This is a genomic window from Bacillus sp. EB106-07-01-XG149 (assembly GCF_058791555.1).
The window spans coordinates 367,712-384,625 of record NZ_JBYTDP010000001.1 but is presented as its reverse complement, the minus strand read 5'-3'; the positions used below and the strand labels follow the sequence as shown (position 1 = coordinate 384,625).

The window sequence follows — 16,914 nt, the reverse complement described above, 5'->3', positions numbered from 1 at the left end:
ATATAGGTTTACATATATATTAAAATGACATCGTCTTAATTGACGATGTCATTTGTAGTTTTAGGGGGAATTTCCTTTTTAGGTTTACGAACAAAAAAGAAATTTATGTAAAAAAATAACAAAAACGATAAGGGGATAAGAGAAGATGAAGAGTAAAGATGGGGATGTTAATCTAATAAAACAAGCGCTTTTACTTCTGCAAGAAGAAGTTAATCCAAAAGAAACATTATTATCTATTTGTTTAAGTGAACCTAAAAGAGAAAAAGCAATGTAAAAAAGACTATCTAATCTTCGGATAGTCTTTTTTCTTTAAATATTCCCTTTTGCTTTTTCGTAATTCACAAACATTTCTAGTTGTTCTAATGCTTTTTTTCGTTGTTCTTCGGGTAGATCATTTATGATTTGAAGAATTTCTTGGGCTTCTGCGGTAAGTTGCAGATCTTGGTCCGCTGTTAAATCTGGCATATCAGATAATCCTAGCAGGTAATCAGTAGTAACTTTTAAAAAATTAGCTATTTTTTGCAGTGTACGTATTCCTGGTTTCTTTTTTCCCTCAACGTAGTTATAAACAGAAACATGGCTAACACCAATCGCATCAGCTAATTGTTGTTGGGAAATCCCTCTTTTATCAAGTAGTGATTTTAACCTCTCATGATTAAACATATTCCAAGCTCCCCAATATTTATTTTATATTATTTTATAATATGCTCATTTTATTTTATATTACCTTACTGACATTATATATTAACTCTCAGTTAAGTTGAAAGAGAAAAATTTTTTGAGAAAAATTTTAAAAAAGACTTGAACTTAACTAAAGGTTAAGTTATTATGAGTGTAACAACAAAAACGGAAGAGAGGAGTTGCATATGAAAACTCTAAAGCAGCTACGTGTAGAACAAGGGTTTACATGTAAGGAAGTAGCTGAAGCCGTTGGTATTACCGAGGTCCATTATTGGTACATAGAAAATGGCAAACGCCGTCCTTATTATGACCTAATTGTAAAAATTGCTGAGTTTTTAAAAGTGAAACTAGATGCAATTAAAATTTTTTGTCCGTAACTTAACTAATAGTTAAGTAAAAGTTGGTTAAGTTAAATAGAGAGGAGCAAAACAAAATGGGATTAGATCAAATCATTAAAGAGTCAATCCGTGAAGTTATTCGTGAAGAAATTCAAGCAGCGTTAGCTTCATTCCAGCAACAAGCACAACCAAACAAAGTAATGCGAGTGAAAGAAGCGGCAGCTTACCTTAACATCGCAGTTTGCAGAATGTATGAGTTGGCAAATCATCCGCAGTTTCCGGTTATCCGAGAAGGGCGTAAATTACTCTTCTTACAAAAAGATTTGGAAGCATGGCTAGAAGCCCAAAAGGAGGAACCATACGTTGGTTGAAAGTACATTCAGCCTTTTTATCACAGCGGTGGTTATCGTGTCAGTCGTGGGTGGTGCAGCGCTTTTTAGTTCATTCGAAAAGCTTATCAACGAGAACGAACAGCTTAAGCAAGAAAATCAGCAATTAAGGAAGGTGAAAAGAATATGAGCATCACAGCATCAGTTCTACAAAAGGACATACAAAAGAAACAAACGTTAGATTCATTTTTAAAACATTGCGAACAGAAGCAAATTGAAGCATTAAGAACTCATGATGAAAAGTTATTACGTGAGTGGGTAAAGGAAGCGCGTCTGGCAAGAAGAGAACTTGCAGCACTGTATTGAGCGAAAGAAAAGCACGATGTGGAACGTGAAAGAGATCGTAAAAACATTCTTAAAGTGATTAAGCGGTTAAGGAGTCAGGGGATTAACGCGGACTTGGTTGAAAGGGCACATTACATAACTCTTTCAGAAGAAGTTGGGTAAAACCAAAACAAATCGTCCTACCCCTAGAACGGTTTGAAAAAGTATGACTTAGCATAATTATACCACATTCCATTCTTCTAAGGAGGTGAACAAGTTGCTAGAAAACCCAATGTCGATGCACAACGGATACGGTAAAGCTGATCCGCAAGAACAAATGATAGATCATCCAGTTGAGGATGCATTAGGTAAGGAAATTCTACCAGGTGATGAATTTTTAATCGCACCAGATGGTGAAGTGGTTTTAAGGGATAACATTATGAATTACATGATTACGCAGCTTGGATTTGAGAAGAAAACCGCAGGGGAATAAAAAAGAACCCACGGCAATGGGTTCCCTTTAAAAGATAAGTTATAGCTAGTATATCACGGAAAGCGAGTGAATAGAACATGCAAGCAAAAGTATTGGTAAATACACTCAATATGGACCATGATCAATGGTTGCTAGCACGTACACAAGGTATTGGCGGCTCAGATGTTTCTGCAATTGCAGGTTTAAATAAATGGAAATCAGCGGTTCAAGTGTTCCTTGAAAAAACACAAGCGATTGAAAAAGAAGATATACAAAGTGAAGCGGCATACTTCGGTAACGTTTTAGAAGAAGTAGTTGCAAAAGAATTTACAAAACGTACAGATTTAAAAGTTCAACGCAGAAATGCAATCCTACAGCATCCTGAATATCCGTGGATGTTAGCAAATGTGGATCGATTAATTGTTGGTGAGAAAATCGGACTTGAATGCAAAACGGCATCAGAATATTTAAAAAAAGAGTGGGAAGATGAAGAAGTTCCAGCTGCTTACCTCTTACAGTGTCAACATTATATGGCCGTAACTGGCTATGAAGCATGGTGGATTGCGGTACTCATTGGTGGTAACAAATTTGTTCATAAAAAAATCGAACGCGATGAGGAATTGATTCAGTACCTTATCGATATTGAAAAAGACTTCTGGCTCAACAATGTTGAGAAGAATGAGCCGCCAATGTTTGATGGTTCGGATGCATCAACAGATTTATTAAAACACTTATATCCAGAATCCATTACAGATAGCTTTGTAAGTTTAGGTAAGCAAGAAGAACTTCTCATTGAAGCTCGTGATCAAGTGGATAGAGAGATTAAAGTGTTGCAAGAGCAAAAAGCAGAGTACGAAAACAAAATCAAAGCAAAGCTTGGTACAAGTGAAGCTGGTGGAACTGAGAACTACAAAGTTTTTTGGAAGTCATACATTACAAATCGTTTTGATAGCAAGCGATTTAAAGCAGATTATCCTGATTTGTATGAGCAGTATGTTAAAGAATCTAAATCAAGAAAATTTACGGTTAAATAAGGGAGGAAATAAACAATGGCAACTAATGAAAAAGTTAAAAATCAATTAGCAGGTCGTAAAGCAAGCGCGCCAGTAACACCTGAACAAACAGTAGAAGCGTACATGAAAAAGATGGCTCCGCGTTTTGCGGAAGTATTACCAAAGCATATGAGCATGGATCGTATGAGCCGAATTGCATTAACAACGATTCGAACAAATCCAAAGTTACTTGAATGCAAAGTACCATCGCTTATGGGAGCTGTAATGCAAGCCGTACAATTAGGGCTTGAGCCAGGATTATTAGGACATTGCTACATTTTGCCATACAAGAGTGAAGCGACTTTCATTATCGGATATAAAGGCATGATTGATTTAGCGAGACGTTCTGGCCACATTCAAAGTATCTATGCACATGCGGTGTATGAAAATGATGAGTTCGAATACGAGTTAGGCTTACACCCTCAACTGAAGCACAAACCGTCATTTGGTGATCGTGGTGAGTTTATTGGAGCGTATGCAGTCGCACATTTCAAAGATGGTGGGCATCAAATGGAATTTATGCCAAAGAGTGAAATTGAAAAACGTAGAGGGCGTTCAGCTTCAGCAAATTCGAACTATAGCCCGTGGAAAACAGATTATGAGGAAATGGCGAAGAAAACAGTGGTTCGTTACATGTTTAAATACTTACCAATTAGTATTGAGGTCCAATCGCAAGCGCAACATGACGAAGTGGTGCGCAAGGATATCACGGAAGAACCGGAATTTATCGAAGCTGATTCAATTGAAGTGGAACAACCAACCGAAGGAGACGGACAAGGCGATTTCGTGATTGAAGGTGAGTAATAAATCTAAAGTGCTTCTCTCTCGCAAATTGTGGGAGAGAGCACAATCAAAAGCTGATTTGAAACAGTCAATTGCACGTTATATACACAGCAATTATCCAGGCTATCGGATAGAGAAAGTCATTAAGGAAAATGAGTCTTACATCGCGATTTGCACAAGGGGGTAGACACGATGGATTTTCAACACGAAGTATTTGACATAATTGCGACTTTTTGTGGACAGGCAAATAAAATCGTCATTAATACAACATTTGTTGATTTTGTCGATGATTTAGAAATTGGATTGTTTTTATCTCAACTTATTTATTGGTCAGATCGCACGACAAGAGCAGATGGTTATTTTTATAAGACGGATAAAGAATGGCATGAAGAAATACGAATTAGCAAATATGCAGTCCGTAAGTCGCGAAAAAAACTTGAAGAGATGGGATTGCTTAGCACGTTTGTAAAGAAAGCAAATGGAAGTCCAACTGTTCACTATAAGTTAGACAAAAAGCGTTTTTCCGAAATGTTTATTTCCTTTTTGCGAAATCAAAAAAACGGAATTTCGAAATCGCAAAATCCATCTTTCGAAACCGAAACTTCTTTAACAGATATTACTACAGATATTACAGCAGAGCCTACTACAGAGAATGTAAGTAGTAGTAACGCGTTCGCTTTTTATGAGAATAATTTCGGTCTTTTAAATTCATTCATGGCAGATAGCATAGCACATTGGATTAAAGATACGAATGAAGAACTTGTTGTGGCGGCTATGGAAATAGCATTAAAGCAACAGAAGAAATGGAACTATGCCGAAGGGATTTTAAAACAGTGGAATAACAGTAACATCCGTACATTGGATGATGTAAAGGCAGCGCAAGAAGACTTTCGTCGTAACGCAAATAAACGAACAGGAAAAGTAAAAGGTGGTGGATCGAATGGGTCAGTTAAAACAGGTAAATCAAGTGAAGAGTTCTTCGGCAAATACGATTTCTCAAAACGCTAGAAAGAAAGCAGCGGAAATGTTTCAATTTTCACCGAATCGATGCCAAAACATTTTCGTTGTAGGTAAGAAGAACATAAAAGATGTTTGTAACAAGCGTATGCTTATCGATAAAGAAACAGGCAATGAATTTTGTCCACAGTGTAAAACAGTAGAAAAGGAAGACCAGCAATTAGCAACGGAAGCACAAGAAATGCATGTGAAAGAGAAAGTTCTCAAGTTATTTAGAGGATTTGAAGATGGCAGCTTAATCAATCAAAAGTTGAAAAAGGCAACATTCCAAAATTACGTACCACCAAGCAAACAGCTTCATGAAGCAAAGGAAGCGTGTGAGCAGTATGTATTAACGTTTAACAAGAAAATCGGAAAAAACATTATGCTTGTCGGTGATTACGGAACAGGAAAGAGTCATTTAGCTGTATCGATGACAAAAGAGCTTATGAAACGCGGTATAAGTGCCTGCTTTATTACAGAAGAAAAGTTATTTACCAAGCTGAAGTCCACGTATAACCGTAAAAGCGACATGACAGAAGATGAATTGCTTACCATGCTTTCTAAAATAGAGTGCCTAGTAATCGATGATCTTGGGGCTGAAAAGGAACCGGATGATGAGGAAGAGTTAAAAAAGCATAAATGGGCGAAGAAGAAAATGTTTGAAATTATCGATAGCCGAATTGGACGGCACACGATTTATACAACAAACCATACCGTACAAGCTTTGTTTGGAATATATGACGAACGAATTTTCAGCCGTATCTTTGATGATGAAACGGAAGTTATAGAAATGAACGGTAATAATTATCGATTAAGAAGATTCGAAAAGGAGTGAAGAAAATGTGCATGACATGTAGTAACACTGGCGTAGTTCATACAGAAATTTATCCTGGAGTGGTAACAATTGAGGGTTGTACTTGTGAGGTAGCAAAGCAGCAAGAAGCAATGCAAAAAGAAAATTGGGATGCTTGGATACAAAAATTTGAAGGATGGAAAAGGGGGTTACTGCATGAGCAACGTGTCGGTTGAGAAAAAGCGCGAGTTTATAGATTTTCTTCTAAATTGCATTTTGAAAAGAGGAGAAGAAGGATTTGCACTTCTCTACACATTTAAAAAGTATTTAAGGTTTTCAAGCAGAATTCACTTTGTTGAAAACGCAAAGAAATATCCGTATGGTATTGAGATTTCAGCAGTGTTTTCAGATGGTAACATGTTTGCGTTTTATAAACCGAATCTAACTGGTACGGAAGGAATAGCTGTATATAACCATTTCAATGCGAACGATGCTCCAATTTATATTCAAATCAATTTCAAAGGTAAATACAAGGAGCCGTTATACATGGAAGTACTTGAAGATGATGAGTGCTCACTTGAAACGCATATCGACGGGGAAGATCATGATGAAATTGAAAAGTTAATAAAATACCAACTCATTAATCATGCACTAGACACAAGAAACGAAGAACTGTTCCGTAAACTGATTACGAATTAAGGGGGAGGTGGAAGGATGGTGGTCCTTTACAAATTCAAACTCACTACCATTTTCGAACAATGGCCGAATGAAGAACATGTGGTAGCCGAAACTGAAGGAAAGGCAAGATTCCTGTACTGGCAAAAGTTCAGAACAAAGTTTCTAACGATGCCGATGGTTGAATTCATGAAGTTTGTAAAGTGCGAGAACGAAGGCGTTTTTGATATTAAGCGCATGTACAGTACGGAAAAAGCTTTCAAGAAAATGCAGAATTACCGCAACCTCCATTTCGCTTACATGGGTATGCGAGTAAACGTAGCTGGCATGTGGGGTACGATCGTCGGGAACTGGAAAACTAATTTGTTCGTTTTGTTCGATGGGGGAATTGAGAAGCACAACTGCCATCCTTTTTGGGAAATTGCTTACTACGATGATGAGGGTAATGTGGTTCGAAGCTACCAGAAGGGAGAGTATGCGGTATAAGTAAAAAAGGACGAGCAGTCGTACCTGCCGTCCTTTATAGGAGAAAAATTATTCTGGATTAGAACTACGAATAACCAGAAAACGCGCTTTAAAACAGTGTTGTCAAAGATGTAATAATCTATGCAACAAAAAAGCTTAGTCGGAATTCAAAACACCAAATGGCTTGCATTGGTAACAGGCTCAAAAGTAGTATATGTAAAATAAAAAATTCCATACAAAAAGCAGACAACATTTTCGGTTGTCTGCCAGTTAGCCGAATGAGTTAGCTAATTGTGATATATTGCATTCCCATTATGAGAAGAGTGAAGCTGCTAGTTCAAATAGCTTGTTGGTATTATTTTCGATATTTTTAAAAATATACAGTAAGAATTAGAAAAGTTATGAACCAATCTGCCTCTTACTGTAAAGAGAAGGAAGTACCAGCCGTGGATTAAGCGGCTTGAAAATAGTATGTATTGATTTTTGAAAAATATTCAAGGGGTGAAGAAACATGGAATGTGCACAAAATGCTGTATATGAAATCACTTTACTGATCAGTGAAGCGAAAGGGGAAAGAAAATAATGAATATCGCAAAATTACGTGGATTACAAAAGATATTTGATAATCGGATTATTAAGCAACATGGTTTAGAAGGTCAAAACGTAGTTAGTAATTTAATCTTAGCGCTACAGGTTGAAATTGCTGCATTAGCAAACGAAACACGTTGTTTTAAACATTGGAGAAATAAGGGCCCGAGTGAAAAAGAAATCATTCAGACAGAGTTTGTGGATGGACTGCATTTTATTTTAAGTATCAGCAATCAGTTAGATGTGAAAATAGAGTTTCGTTGCGAGGACGAAACAGAAAAAACAATCGTTGGAACATTTAACAAGCTATTTTATTACGTAGGAGAAATGTGGGATACAGCACATAATTATCCAGACAGTAAACTGCAATTAGCGGATGACGTTGAAACAATTTTTAACTTGTTTATGGAATTAGGAACAAAGCACCTCGGATTTACTCATGAAGATATAGAACAAGCATACCTGGAAAAGAACAAAGTAAATCATCAACGCCAGGATGATGGATATTGAGCAAGTACAATAACAAGAAAGTTAAACTGGATAATCATATTTTCGATAGTAAAGCAGAAGCCGATTATTACTCTGGATTAAAAATACTGCAAGCTGCAGGTGAAATTACCAGCTTTGAATTACAGCCAAGATTTACATTGCAACCGGCATTTACAAAGAACGGTAAAAAATTTGTGGCAATTACATATATCGCAGACTTCATGGTTTATTTACCGAATGGTGATGTAGAAGTCGTGGACATAAAGGGTATGGTTACACAAACATTCGCAGTGAAAAAGAAGATGTTCGAATACAAGTACCCACATTTGCAACTCATCTTGCTAAAACATGTGAGGAAATACGGTGGCTTTATCACACTAGATGAGTACAACAAATTAAAACGTGAAGAGAAAAAACTAAAACAAGCAAAATAAAGGGAGCGGATCATATGTCATATATCGAATTTAAACCAACTTTAAAGAAAGTAAATCTTAAGCCGGATGGGAAGAAAGAAATCGTTTTAGAAGTAACGGATTCATCATTACGCGGTAAGTTGGATGTACTTTCAGAAATGATTGATACAAAGGTGTTTATCTCACTGGAATCCATGCAAGTTAATTTCAATGTTACTGTAAACGCGAAAACGAACGAACCACTAACACAGTATGAAGTTGATGATAAAGGTGTTGTGAAAGAAGTAAAGGCATCGTTTGAACAATTAGAAGCTGATTTCGATATTCCAGAAGAGAAAATTCCAACTCGTGAAGAGAAAGAGCAAGCAGATCGTGAAATTGTAGATGCGTTTATCATTAGTGGCCTTGCTCCAGGTTTAGATGATTTACCACATGATTTTGCTTACATCGTAAAACGAAAGCTCGAGGGAGAATCGTATCTGAAGTTAGCGAATGAGTTGAAAATTTCTAACGTGAAGCTGATTGAAATGATTGATGATTACCGTGCTCGCATTGCACCGATGGCGATTAAATGGCATGAGTGGTACGAGAATCAGCCGGATGTAGTGGAGCAGCTAATGGCAGAAGAGAAACCGAAGGAAGAAACAGAGACAAAAGAAACGGTTGTAACGGAAGAAGAAGAAGAACAAGTGCAAGAGGAAGAATCGCAATCTTCTGAAGAAATCGAAGTCACTGATGAGGATAAGCCTTTCAATGAAACATTAGAAGACTAATTTTAACAGGTTGGTAGTATGACAATTTCGTTGTACTACCTGCCTTTCAATCTCATATGGGGTGATGAATTGAGCAAAGCCGAAAAACGTCAAATCCGACTCAGGATTTTAAATATACAGGATGATCAGTGTAAAGGGTGTACGAAGGTTCCGAAATACAATGATACAAGCAAAAATCATAAAACTTCCTGGTGCGCTGAGAATTGTGAAATCGGTAAAAAACTAAAAACATTAGGCGAAAGTCTACTTGAGGGGAGAACGGAACATATGGCTGAACAAAGAAATTGGGATCAATTATGTGCAACAGCAAATAAGTTACGCGAGGCAGATTCAGTAAAGTGGACTTGGGTAAAAATCGCTAGTTATCTTGGGGTAAGTGAAAAGAACTTGTATTACCATATTTCTAAAAGACGCGAAGCGAACGGAACGTCTAATAAGCGTGTAAGCGCATTAAAGAATTCGCAGAATACAAAACCATCACCACAACCTCAAAACGTTGAAAAACCGAAATCTGAACCACCAAAATTAAAACCTGTAGTTATTGAGCAAATCGAGAAAATAGAAGCGTTAGATGTTTCTTGGAAAGAGCGATTAAATTACATTCTTGATGAAAAAGATGCACTTCAAAAAGAGTTAAGCGAAGTATCGAAACTGTACGGAGAATTAAAAGGTATAACCGAAAAACTAGAGCAAGATCTTTTCGCAGAAACAAAAGTACGCTTGGAAGCAGAAGATGCGTTTGAAAGTATGAAGCAACAGCTGCAAGCTCGCGAGGAAGATTATAACTCGTTACTTAATGAATTTAATGCGATTACGGAAAAGAATCATGAATTAGGGCATGACCTGCAAAAGATGCATATCAATGTACGCGCTGCAGAAGAAACAGCTGCCAAAGAACGTGAACATCGACTTGAGTTACAAGGTAGATCACAAGCGCTTGGTATGGCGCTCAAGGCAGTCTTGTAGGTAGATGGTATGAAGCTGACAAAAGAAGAACGAAAAGAACTCGCATACCAAATTGGTGACATTATCGAACAGAAATGCTGGCGGTGTTATTACAATCGTACATCAGACAAATGTTTCAGTATCAATGAATGTAAGGTATGCCCGACTGGTCAAGAATTACGCCAGTTGGGTAGATATTTTGATACACAACCTAAATTTGTCGGTGGTAGTTTGAATGAGAAGTTTGAGAGGGAAGTGTAGTGTTGTGAAGTTACATAACCTACAATATTCAAAAAAAAAGACCCAACCAATCCCCTTGAGTCATGAGATTGATTGGATCAACTTCTTGAAAACTCAATTATTTCTGTCTGCAGAAATTAAGCATCAAATCTAAGAATTGTTAATCCTCTAACTTCTGCTGAAGTTGAAGCATTGACATTGGTAGAAGTAATGCTAACAGTGTAATCATGGGAGTTGACAGAAGGGCTATTTGTAAATACCTCTGCTACTTTTATTGTTTGAATACCAATGTTAGTATCATCGGATAAGTGATAAGTCTGTGTGAGGAGAGTTCCATCAACGGAGCTGGATAATACGACGGTAAGGACAACTGACCATGATGGTAATGTAGGAGTTACTAAAACTTGTACAGTGAAATCAAATTTCAATTGATCACCTGCTGTTATAGTTACAGCTGTTACCTGAAGAACATTTGTTGGCGAAGCACCTAGCGGTTGCGTTCCTGTATCTGTATCACTAAATAATATTGAGCCAGGTCCCTGAGCGCCAGTGTTACCAGTAGGTCCCTGAGCACCCGTGTCGCCAGTAGGTCCTTGAGCCCCCGTGTCGCCAGTAGGTCCTTGAGCACCCGTGTTGCCAGTAGGTCCCTGAGCGCCAGTGTTACCAGTAGGTCCTTGAGCCCCCGTGTCGCCAGTAGGTCCTTGAGCACCCGTGTCGCCAGTAGGTCCTTGAGCACCCGTGTCGCCAGTAGGTCCTTGAGCACCCGTGTTGCCAGTAGGTCCTTGAGCACCCGTGTTGCCAGTAGGTCCCTGAGCACCCGTGTTGCCAGTAGGTCCTTGAGCGCCAGTGTTACCAGTAGGTCCCTGAGCACCCGTGTTGCCAGTAGGTCCTTGAGCACCCGTGTTGCCAGTAGGTCCTTGAGTACCTGTGTTGCCATGAGGTCCTTGTGAACCAGTAGGTCCTGTAGGTCCGGTAGTTCCAGAATTAGCGACAGATAGAAGGGAAACATCATCAATAAATACATCTGCACTTCCTAATTCGGAGAACTTAGCGATAACTATTGATGCTGTATTAGCTGTAGCCGGCACTGGAGAAGTAGTCCCATAAACTTCTAACCAATCTTTTTCATTGTTATCGGGGATACGATTGGAATGTATAAAAGTAACTAAGCCATCTTCCAAAAAAGTATTTCCATTATAATATTGAACATTGATAGCTATCAATGGACTAGGAAATGGTCCGGTTTTAGAAAGGGACACAAAAAGTTCGAACGTTTCATTTGGGGATACTGGAACCGCTTGAGCTATAATAGCGGTAGCTAAACCTCCAGATAATTTAGCACTGTAAACACCAGAATGACTGTTAAAGCCACTAATAGAAACAAAAGAGGGGTTGTTTACAATAAATGGAGAAAGTGTTCCCGTCTCGAATCCTCCATTTACAATGCGATTTTTAATCAAAAAATCACCTCCTTTTTTTAGATTAGTATAGATATATTCAACTTTGTTAGTTATGCTTGTACATTTGTTCAATGAAGATTTAATAATGTATATTCTATTCATGATACTTCATGAGGGATTTTGATTCTTTAGGTTAACGGTAATAGGGAAATAGATAGCGGAAATCGAAAAGTTAGCAGGAATTATTGATGTGAATGCACAGGTGATCTTTAGTTATACTTTAAGTGCAGTTTCAGCAAGAATATAGAAACAGTTTGAAAGAATGAAAGGAATTGTTAAGAAACTGAATAAAATCGTTATATGTTTAAAAGAGAATAGAGCACATGTTTATATGTGCTCTAAGATAATCATTTTAATTTCTATTCGAGTGCTTCATTAGCATCAGTTGTTTCAAATTTATCAATCCATATAAAGATTGCTTCTAAAAGAATTGTAGATAAAATCACAAAGATTTATACGGCATGTGGTGATAATTGCACTGCTGTGAAATTAAGTTTCTCTATAATATATGAAATCGCAATTAGAAAATCACTTATTTATTAAAGGAGTTAATGGGTATTTGTACGTACTGAAATCTTTATTAAAAATATCTTGTACTAATTGGATAGTTTCTTGATCATAAAAACTATAGTATGTTGGGAGGCGTGGGAATAAAGGATCGGTAATATCAGCATCTGCAAAAGTACCGCTAAAAATCGCCTTGTCCTTCTGATGATGCCATGATTTGGTTAGTATGTGTAAAGGAGAAGTTTTTAATTGATATGTTTGTTCTAGGCGTACAATTTCTTTAGAGAAATTTTCAAGGTAGATATAATCTGTAACAAACTCCTCCTCACCTGGTACATATTGCTGCATTAAATGTGGATCTACTTGTTCTAAATCTTTCATTTGCGCTTTTATGTAATAGAGAAAGATTTTAAACGAAATAGGCTTATTACAATTATCATTACCATAATAAAAACTTCGAATGGGCTTCCATGCAGGGTTTTCTATGTATGGGGGAGCGATGAGTGAAAAGAATGAACTTACAGCTCTTGTATATGGATTTCTAACTAGTTTATAAGTATCTGTTCTCTTTGTATATAAAGCCGCAGCAAGTTCAATAAAGTAGTCCGAGGAGTTTTTATATATATCATTTTCGTAATGATGGATGAAAGAATTATATTTTATAGCCGGTTTAAATAAATTAATTTGATAAAAAAACCAATGTGCAAGGGAGGTACAACCACTTTTTTGACTCCAAAATAAGATCAAAGGGAAGTTAGGATTGAAGTGGGGAACGCGTCCATAATTAATAATATTTGAAATAGACATAGTTAGCCTCCATTCAGTTATGTCAATTTTGTTTAGTGTATGAATAAAGAGCTTGGCATATGAACAAGAGAAGAGAAGTAGAATAGATTGTTTAAAATAATATAATTTTGTAATGAAAGCGTTATTTGGTAATGAAATTCAAAAAAGCATGCACAAAAATTTCATTTAATAAGTATTCAAAAATCAAAAAAGAGCACTTAAAAAAGTGCTCTCGTGACGAAATTCATTTTGTAATGACTATTTCAATTTATAAAGAAAGGAACACAGAATATTATATGTGAGTGCAGTTAATTGTGTTCGTTTTTTACAAACAAAGAGCAGCTAGCAAAAGTTAACTGCTCGATATGTTAAACATAGAAAATTTAGCATTTTCATAGTGAAACGAGTGAATTCTATTTTTAATCAAACTGGATCGCCAGGAAATTTTATTGCAGCAAACCCACGATTTCCAACTCGTGCTGATGTTATAGTTTCACTAAGTTCTCCTATATTTGCCACAATACGATAGGAGCCGGATCTGCTGGCAATATGGGGTCACCAGGGTGGTCTACCCATGTAAATGTGGAGTTAAAAGGGTAGAAAAAGCTTCCGTCACTACCGACTGAATAGTTTCCAGATACAAATGTTTCTGTTAACAACAAATTATCACGGAATAACTGATAGTTAATGTTAGCTATGTCAAAGAAACTACTTTGATCTGCTCCAATCTCAACAACGATATCTGTGCCAATTGTCGCATTTAATAGGACCCTGTCACCAATATTTTCTATAGGGACAAAGACCTCCATAATCGTTAAGTTATTTGTATTTGGTGGAAGATCTATAGATTCAAGTTCTGGTGCAAGAGGAGTAAAAGATAGTGTCGGTCCCGTAGGCCCTGTAGGGAATTGAAAAGGTCGTATAGGTGGAAGTGTAGGTCCGATTGAACCGGGATTAAGTGCAGCGGAGGATAAAAACTCGTCCAATATAATTCACCTCTGAAAAATTCGTATTACTAATAGTAAATGCAATGCTAGAGCAAAGTGAAATGGACAAGCGATTGTATATGTAAAATTTAATAAAATAGTTATTTGAAAATTAAAGAGCGCCATCCAAGGCGCTCTCGGATAAACACTGATATTGAAAAAGAATACCACATGATATCATATGTATGCTTCTAAGAGTTGTGCGGATTTAATATAAAATAGTCATTGGAATGAAATGAAGAATAACCTATGATTTAGTTATGAATATATAGTGAGCGGAGTCATGGTTGAGGTACCAGATTATGGTGATTCCTAATATAAAAAGAGAGCCACAAGACTCTCTTTAATAGTTTTTGGATTGGCAAATAAAAGGTAGATAAAAAATATAGTTAGGTAGCAAATAGAATAGTGGCAGCAGCACCACGCATTAATGCCCCACTTCCTGTTATTGTAACCCTTACTGATAATAAATCGCATTGCTCAACAAGAAAACTACCAGTACCAACTGCGCAACAATTAGTAGGAGAACCTGATCCTATTACAGTTGCTATAATACCTGTATTTATTGTTGTAGTAGCGCATGTGTCACTTACAACAATTTCAGCCGATACAGTAGCTCCTGGACTTAAATTTTCATCTCGAATACTAAAAACTATACCAGTAATTGTTGCTGTTTGTGGTATAACCACATTATTTCTTACAAAACCTGCTTGTGCAGTACCTAAACCAAAAAATTGATTATTAGCAATTGGCTGATCAGTAGCTAAATAAATTACCATCTGAGCTGCTCCAGTTGGCCCAGTTGGTCCAGTTAGCCCAGTCGGTCCAGTTAGCCCAGTTGGTCCAGTTGGCCCAGTTGGTCCAGTTGGCCCTCCTGCCGGTCCAGTCGGCCCAGTAGCTCCTGCTCCAGTTGAACCAGTCGGTCCAGTCGGTCCAGTTGGTCCAGTTGGCCCAGTCGGTCCAATTTGAGGTAGGGGGACAGGGGGGAGAAAACAATCACACGGAATGTGAAATTTCTTTTTAAATTCACTCATTTTTACACCATCCTTATCATTCATTCACCCACTTACACTCTATAACTTATGAATTGGTTAACACACAAGTATAAGAAAAAGGCCCTTGAAAATTTAAAAAAATAAAAAAATAAGCCCTTATGTCACAAATATAAACCCATTCCATAATATATAAGGAACATGGGTTCACTCCAAAAAGCTTTCAATATATAAGGGGACCGCTTCCTGAATCAATATACTTGAACCTGTTGGTCCTGTTGGTAAAGTGAATAATGAAAAATAGGTGGAGTGTTGAAGAAAATAAGTCTAATTCAACAGTAGCTCAACGTAAAATAATATTTTCTTTATTCACAACTTTACCTCCTATGATTGCTCGTCATAGGAGGTAAAGATTGCAAAAAGCAAATCATGAAGCTGGCAAGCAATTATATAAAAGCGCAAGAATTATTGAGGGGAATAAAAGAACGTATCGAAGCAAAAGGAAAATGTAAGAAGAATTGTACAATCATAGTGGTTGGATGATATACGTTGGTGAATAGATTGAAGTGGACAAGCGTTTTATTTTATAAATTAAACAAAAATTTCAATTGATAAGTATTCAAAAATCAAAAAAGAGCACTTAATAAAGTGCTCTCGTGACGAGATTCATTTTGTAACGACTATTTTATAGAGAAAGGAACACAAAATATTATATGTACGTGCAGTCAATTGAGTTCGTTTTTTATAAACAAAAGGGCAGCTAGCAAAAGCTAACTGCTCGTTCTAAAGGTGACAATCTAGATGCATGTATAGTCTGGCCAAAAAAAGGGAGAATCATTCAAGTTAGTAGAACGAACGGAGGGGAACCGTATCGTATGAATCAATTGTCATTTTTTGAAGACATCGATGAAAAGGAGATGCGTAGACTTGTGGTGAAGGAGCTGAAAAACTACAAAGCATTGTGCGTCCGGATGAAAAATCAAGAAGAACAGGCTAAAGCGGGGGGCATAGTTCTTTTTCCTAAAATGAATGGTGACGATAAGAATCATGAGATACGTTTTAAACAAATTGAACGGACGTTAAAACATGCTCTTGATGAAGATGAACGTAAGATAATTGAAATGAAGTACCTGGGGAATCGGAAGGTGAAAGATTCGTTTGTATACAACGAATTAATGATAAAGCGTGATCCGTTTTACCAGAAGAAAAAAAGTGCTATTCAGTTGATAGCTACAGCTTTGGGGATTATATAAAACAAGTTTTTGAAGCAACAGAAATGGGATTCTAGCATTTTGTGCTATTGATATAGATGAGGTTATTCTATTTTACATGTTGTATCATCTTCTTTCCCTGCCTGATGGTGGGGATATTTGTGTTTCGGAAAAAATATGAGGTAGAATTCTGTTAATATAGAAATATTTTTTATTGATTAGGATGATTAAATTTACTATTTTTCATGTTATGATAAATTCCATAGGGAGGATAAAAATCCCAATATAAAAGCCAATCGTATTACAGTACGATTGGCTTTGAAAGGAGGAGAATTATTATATTCGCCCCAATATCCATATCGGATGTTTGCCAATTAGTTCTTCTATTAATTCTTTTAATGGATAGAAGAAATAGCAAACAGTAATCTTTGAAGCTTATTTGTGTTACAGCACAAATAAGCTTTTTCCATACCTATTATATCCGATTTTATTGACTATAGTACATAAAAATAATTTGGATTTTTATTAATCGATGGATTAACAGGAAGTTTTCCATGTCAAGTTTATCAAAAATACGTATTTATTTTGTTAGATCTTTTTGCAGGTACTGGGG

The 16,914-nt window shown here is 36.8% G+C and carries 22 protein-coding genes and 3 pseudogenes; 20 read left to right on the top strand and 5 right to left on the bottom strand.

Annotated elements, in window-relative coordinates; genetic code table 11:
- Positions 1-145: 145 nt before the first annotated feature.
- Positions 146-274 (top strand): hypothetical protein, encoded by a 129-nt coding sequence (locus AC3WTA_RS02075; RefSeq protein WP_000836757.1) that lies wholly within the window; start codon positions 146-148, stop codon positions 272-274.
- Between the two features lie 35 nt (positions 275-309).
- Here AC3WTA_RS02075 and AC3WTA_RS02070 read toward each other — a convergent pair whose 3' ends face one another.
- Positions 310-663, bottom strand: a complete 354-nt coding sequence (locus AC3WTA_RS02070) for a helix-turn-helix domain-containing protein (protein WP_000481769.1) — start codon at positions 661-663, stop codon at positions 310-312.
- A 203-nt stretch (positions 664-866) separates the two neighbouring features.
- Here AC3WTA_RS02070 and AC3WTA_RS02065 point away from each other — a divergent pair, with 203 nt between their 5' ends.
- The 18 genes and pseudogenes from AC3WTA_RS02065 to AC3WTA_RS01980 form a co-directional block, all read left to right on the top strand.
- Positions 867-1,058, top strand: coding sequence for a helix-turn-helix domain-containing protein (locus AC3WTA_RS02065; protein ID WP_000854266.1), 192 nt, complete (start codon positions 867-869; stop codon positions 1,056-1,058).
- A gap of 56 nt (positions 1,059-1,114) precedes the next feature.
- Positions 1,115-1,390, top strand: a complete 276-nt coding sequence (locus AC3WTA_RS02060; RefSeq protein ID WP_492332802.1) for a helix-turn-helix domain-containing protein — start codon at positions 1,115-1,117, stop codon at positions 1,388-1,390.
- Positions 1,383-1,538 carry a hypothetical protein gene (locus tag AC3WTA_RS02055; protein ID WP_000230373.1) on the top strand — a complete coding sequence of 52 codons (156 nt, stop codon included), beginning with the start codon at positions 1,383-1,385 and terminating at the stop codon, positions 1,536-1,538. The genes AC3WTA_RS02060 and AC3WTA_RS02055 overlap by 8 nt, the downstream gene beginning before the upstream one ends.
- 2 nt (positions 1,539-1,540) lie before the next feature.
- Positions 1,541-1,855, top strand: a pseudogene (locus AC3WTA_RS02050) (hypothetical protein).
- Positions 1,856-1,949: 94 nt separating this feature from the next.
- Positions 1,950-2,165 (top strand): YqaI family protein, encoded by a 216-nt coding sequence (locus tag AC3WTA_RS02045; protein ID WP_000892408.1) that lies wholly within the window; start codon positions 1,950-1,952, stop codon positions 2,163-2,165.
- A 77-nt stretch (positions 2,166-2,242) separates the two neighbouring features.
- Positions 2,243-3,178 carry a YqaJ viral recombinase family nuclease gene (locus AC3WTA_RS02040; RefSeq protein ID WP_001148169.1) on the top strand — a complete coding sequence of 312 codons (936 nt, stop codon included), beginning with the start codon at positions 2,243-2,245 and terminating at the stop codon, positions 3,176-3,178.
- 15 nt (positions 3,179-3,193) lie between these two features.
- The gene (recT, locus tag AC3WTA_RS02035) at positions 3,194-4,000 is read left to right on the top strand and encodes a recombination protein RecT (protein WP_000224587.1); all 807 of its coding nucleotides are present in this window, start codon (positions 3,194-3,196) and stop codon (positions 3,998-4,000) included.
- Positions 4,001-4,171: 171 nt separating this feature from the next.
- Entirely contained in the window at positions 4,172-4,987 is an 816-nt protein-coding gene (locus tag AC3WTA_RS02030) for a DnaD domain-containing protein (protein ID WP_000347301.1), read from the top strand.
- Positions 4,920-5,813, top strand: a complete 894-nt coding sequence (locus tag AC3WTA_RS02025) for an ATP-binding protein (RefSeq protein WP_000531231.1) — start codon at positions 4,920-4,922, stop codon at positions 5,811-5,813. The genes AC3WTA_RS02030 and AC3WTA_RS02025 overlap by 68 nt, the downstream gene beginning before the upstream one ends.
- 5 nt (positions 5,814-5,818) lie before the next feature.
- Entirely contained in the window at positions 5,819-6,007 is a 189-nt protein-coding gene (locus AC3WTA_RS02020) for a hypothetical protein (RefSeq protein ID WP_000335954.1), read from the top strand.
- A complete protein-coding gene (locus AC3WTA_RS02015; RefSeq protein ID WP_492332801.1) occupies positions 5,988-6,470 on the top strand; it encodes a YpiB family protein in 483 nt (160 codons plus the stop codon). The genes AC3WTA_RS02020 and AC3WTA_RS02015 overlap by 20 nt, the downstream gene beginning before the upstream one ends.
- A 15-nt stretch (positions 6,471-6,485) precedes the next feature.
- Complete coding sequence (locus AC3WTA_RS02010; RefSeq protein WP_492332800.1) at positions 6,486-6,932, top strand: MFS transporter; 447 nt, start codon at positions 6,486-6,488, stop codon at positions 6,930-6,932.
- Between the two features lie 561 nt (positions 6,933-7,493).
- A complete protein-coding gene (locus AC3WTA_RS02005; protein ID WP_492332799.1) occupies positions 7,494-8,009 on the top strand; it encodes a dUTP diphosphatase in 516 nt (171 codons plus the stop codon).
- The gene (locus AC3WTA_RS02000; RefSeq protein WP_492332798.1) at positions 8,006-8,422 is read left to right on the top strand and encodes a DUF1064 domain-containing protein; all 417 of its coding nucleotides are present in this window, start codon (positions 8,006-8,008) and stop codon (positions 8,420-8,422) included. The genes AC3WTA_RS02005 and AC3WTA_RS02000 overlap by 4 nt, the downstream gene beginning before the upstream one ends.
- Positions 8,423-8,436: 14 nt before the next feature.
- Positions 8,437-9,174, top strand: coding sequence for a 2-methylcitrate dehydratase (locus AC3WTA_RS01995; protein ID WP_492332797.1), 738 nt, complete (start codon positions 8,437-8,439; stop codon positions 9,172-9,174).
- An 18-nt stretch (positions 9,175-9,192) separates the two neighbouring features.
- Positions 9,193-9,408, top strand: a pseudogene (locus tag AC3WTA_RS01990) (zinc-finger domain-containing protein); the annotation flags it as partial.
- A gap of 33 nt (positions 9,409-9,441) precedes the next feature.
- Positions 9,442-10,140, top strand: coding sequence for a hypothetical protein (locus AC3WTA_RS01985; protein ID WP_002096570.1), 699 nt, complete (start codon positions 9,442-9,444; stop codon positions 10,138-10,140).
- A gap of 9 nt (positions 10,141-10,149) precedes the next feature.
- Positions 10,150-10,347: pseudogene (locus tag AC3WTA_RS01980) on the top strand (hypothetical protein); the annotation flags it as partial.
- Between the two features lie 149 nt (positions 10,348-10,496).
- Here AC3WTA_RS01980 and AC3WTA_RS01975 read toward each other — a convergent pair.
- The 4 genes from AC3WTA_RS01975 to AC3WTA_RS01960 form a co-directional block, all read right to left on the bottom strand.
- Entirely contained in the window at positions 10,497-11,921 is a 1,425-nt protein-coding gene (locus tag AC3WTA_RS01975) for an NTTRR-F1 domain (RefSeq protein WP_492332796.1), read from the bottom strand.
- A gap of 426 nt (positions 11,922-12,347) precedes the next feature.
- Positions 12,348-13,133 (bottom strand): sulfotransferase family 2 domain-containing protein, encoded by a 786-nt coding sequence (locus tag AC3WTA_RS01970; RefSeq protein ID WP_492332795.1) that lies wholly within the window; start codon positions 13,131-13,133, stop codon positions 12,348-12,350.
- A gap of 485 nt (positions 13,134-13,618) precedes the next feature.
- The gene (locus AC3WTA_RS01965; protein WP_002096569.1) at positions 13,619-14,098 is read right to left on the bottom strand and encodes an exosporium leader peptide-containing protein; all 480 of its coding nucleotides are present in this window, start codon (positions 14,096-14,098) and stop codon (positions 13,619-13,621) included.
- A 389-nt stretch (positions 14,099-14,487) separates the two neighbouring features.
- Complete coding sequence (locus tag AC3WTA_RS01960) at positions 14,488-15,132, bottom strand: hypothetical protein (protein ID WP_001288631.1); 645 nt, start codon at positions 15,130-15,132, stop codon at positions 14,488-14,490.
- A gap of 833 nt (positions 15,133-15,965) precedes the next feature.
- On the opposite strand from AC3WTA_RS01960, the gene AC3WTA_RS01955 reads away from it, so the two are divergent.
- The gene (locus AC3WTA_RS01955; protein ID WP_001072805.1) at positions 15,966-16,343 is read left to right on the top strand and encodes an ArpU family phage packaging/lysis transcriptional regulator; all 378 of its coding nucleotides are present in this window, start codon (positions 15,966-15,968) and stop codon (positions 16,341-16,343) included.
- The last annotated feature ends 571 nt before the right edge of the window (positions 16,344-16,914 follow it).

Coding starts and splice junctions, on each gene's coding strand:
- AC3WTA_RS02005 (WP_492332799.1), top strand. CDS start 7,494: ATGAATATCGCAAAATTACGTGGATTACAAAAGATATTTGATAATCGG.
- AC3WTA_RS02070 (WP_000481769.1), bottom strand. CDS start 663: ATGTTTAATCATGAGAGGTTAAAATCACTACTTGATAAAAGAGGGATT.
- AC3WTA_RS02075 (WP_000836757.1), top strand. CDS start 146: ATGAAGAGTAAAGATGGGGATGTTAATCTAATAAAACAAGCGCTTTTA.
- AC3WTA_RS02025 (WP_000531231.1), top strand. CDS start 4,920: ATGGGTCAGTTAAAACAGGTAAATCAAGTGAAGAGTTCTTCGGCAAAT.
- AC3WTA_RS02065 (WP_000854266.1), top strand. CDS start 867: ATGAAAACTCTAAAGCAGCTACGTGTAGAACAAGGGTTTACATGTAAG.
- AC3WTA_RS02015 (WP_492332801.1), top strand. CDS start 5,988: ATGAGCAACGTGTCGGTTGAGAAAAAGCGCGAGTTTATAGATTTTCTT.
- AC3WTA_RS02040 (WP_001148169.1), top strand. CDS start 2,243: ATGCAAGCAAAAGTATTGGTAAATACACTCAATATGGACCATGATCAA.
- AC3WTA_RS02010 (WP_492332800.1), top strand. CDS start 6,486: ATGGTGGTCCTTTACAAATTCAAACTCACTACCATTTTCGAACAATGG.
- AC3WTA_RS01995 (WP_492332797.1), top strand. CDS start 8,437: ATGTCATATATCGAATTTAAACCAACTTTAAAGAAAGTAAATCTTAAG.
- AC3WTA_RS02060 (WP_492332802.1), top strand. CDS start 1,115: ATGGGATTAGATCAAATCATTAAAGAGTCAATCCGTGAAGTTATTCGT.
- recT (WP_000224587.1), top strand. CDS start 3,194: ATGGCAACTAATGAAAAAGTTAAAAATCAATTAGCAGGTCGTAAAGCA.
- AC3WTA_RS01985 (WP_002096570.1), top strand. CDS start 9,442: ATGGCTGAACAAAGAAATTGGGATCAATTATGTGCAACAGCAAATAAG.
- AC3WTA_RS01970 (WP_492332795.1), bottom strand. CDS start 13,133: ATGTCTATTTCAAATATTATTAATTATGGACGCGTTCCCCACTTCAAT.
- AC3WTA_RS02020 (WP_000335954.1), top strand. CDS start 5,819: ATGTGCATGACATGTAGTAACACTGGCGTAGTTCATACAGAAATTTAT.
- AC3WTA_RS01955 (WP_001072805.1), top strand. CDS start 15,966: ATGAATCAATTGTCATTTTTTGAAGACATCGATGAAAAGGAGATGCGT.
- AC3WTA_RS02030 (WP_000347301.1), top strand. CDS start 4,172: ATGGATTTTCAACACGAAGTATTTGACATAATTGCGACTTTTTGTGGA.
- AC3WTA_RS01960 (WP_001288631.1), bottom strand. CDS start 15,132: ATGAGTGAATTTAAAAAGAAATTTCACATTCCGTGTGATTGTTTTCTC.
- AC3WTA_RS01975 (WP_492332796.1), bottom strand. CDS start 11,921: ATGAATAGAATATACATTATTAAATCTTCATTGAACAAATGTACAAGC.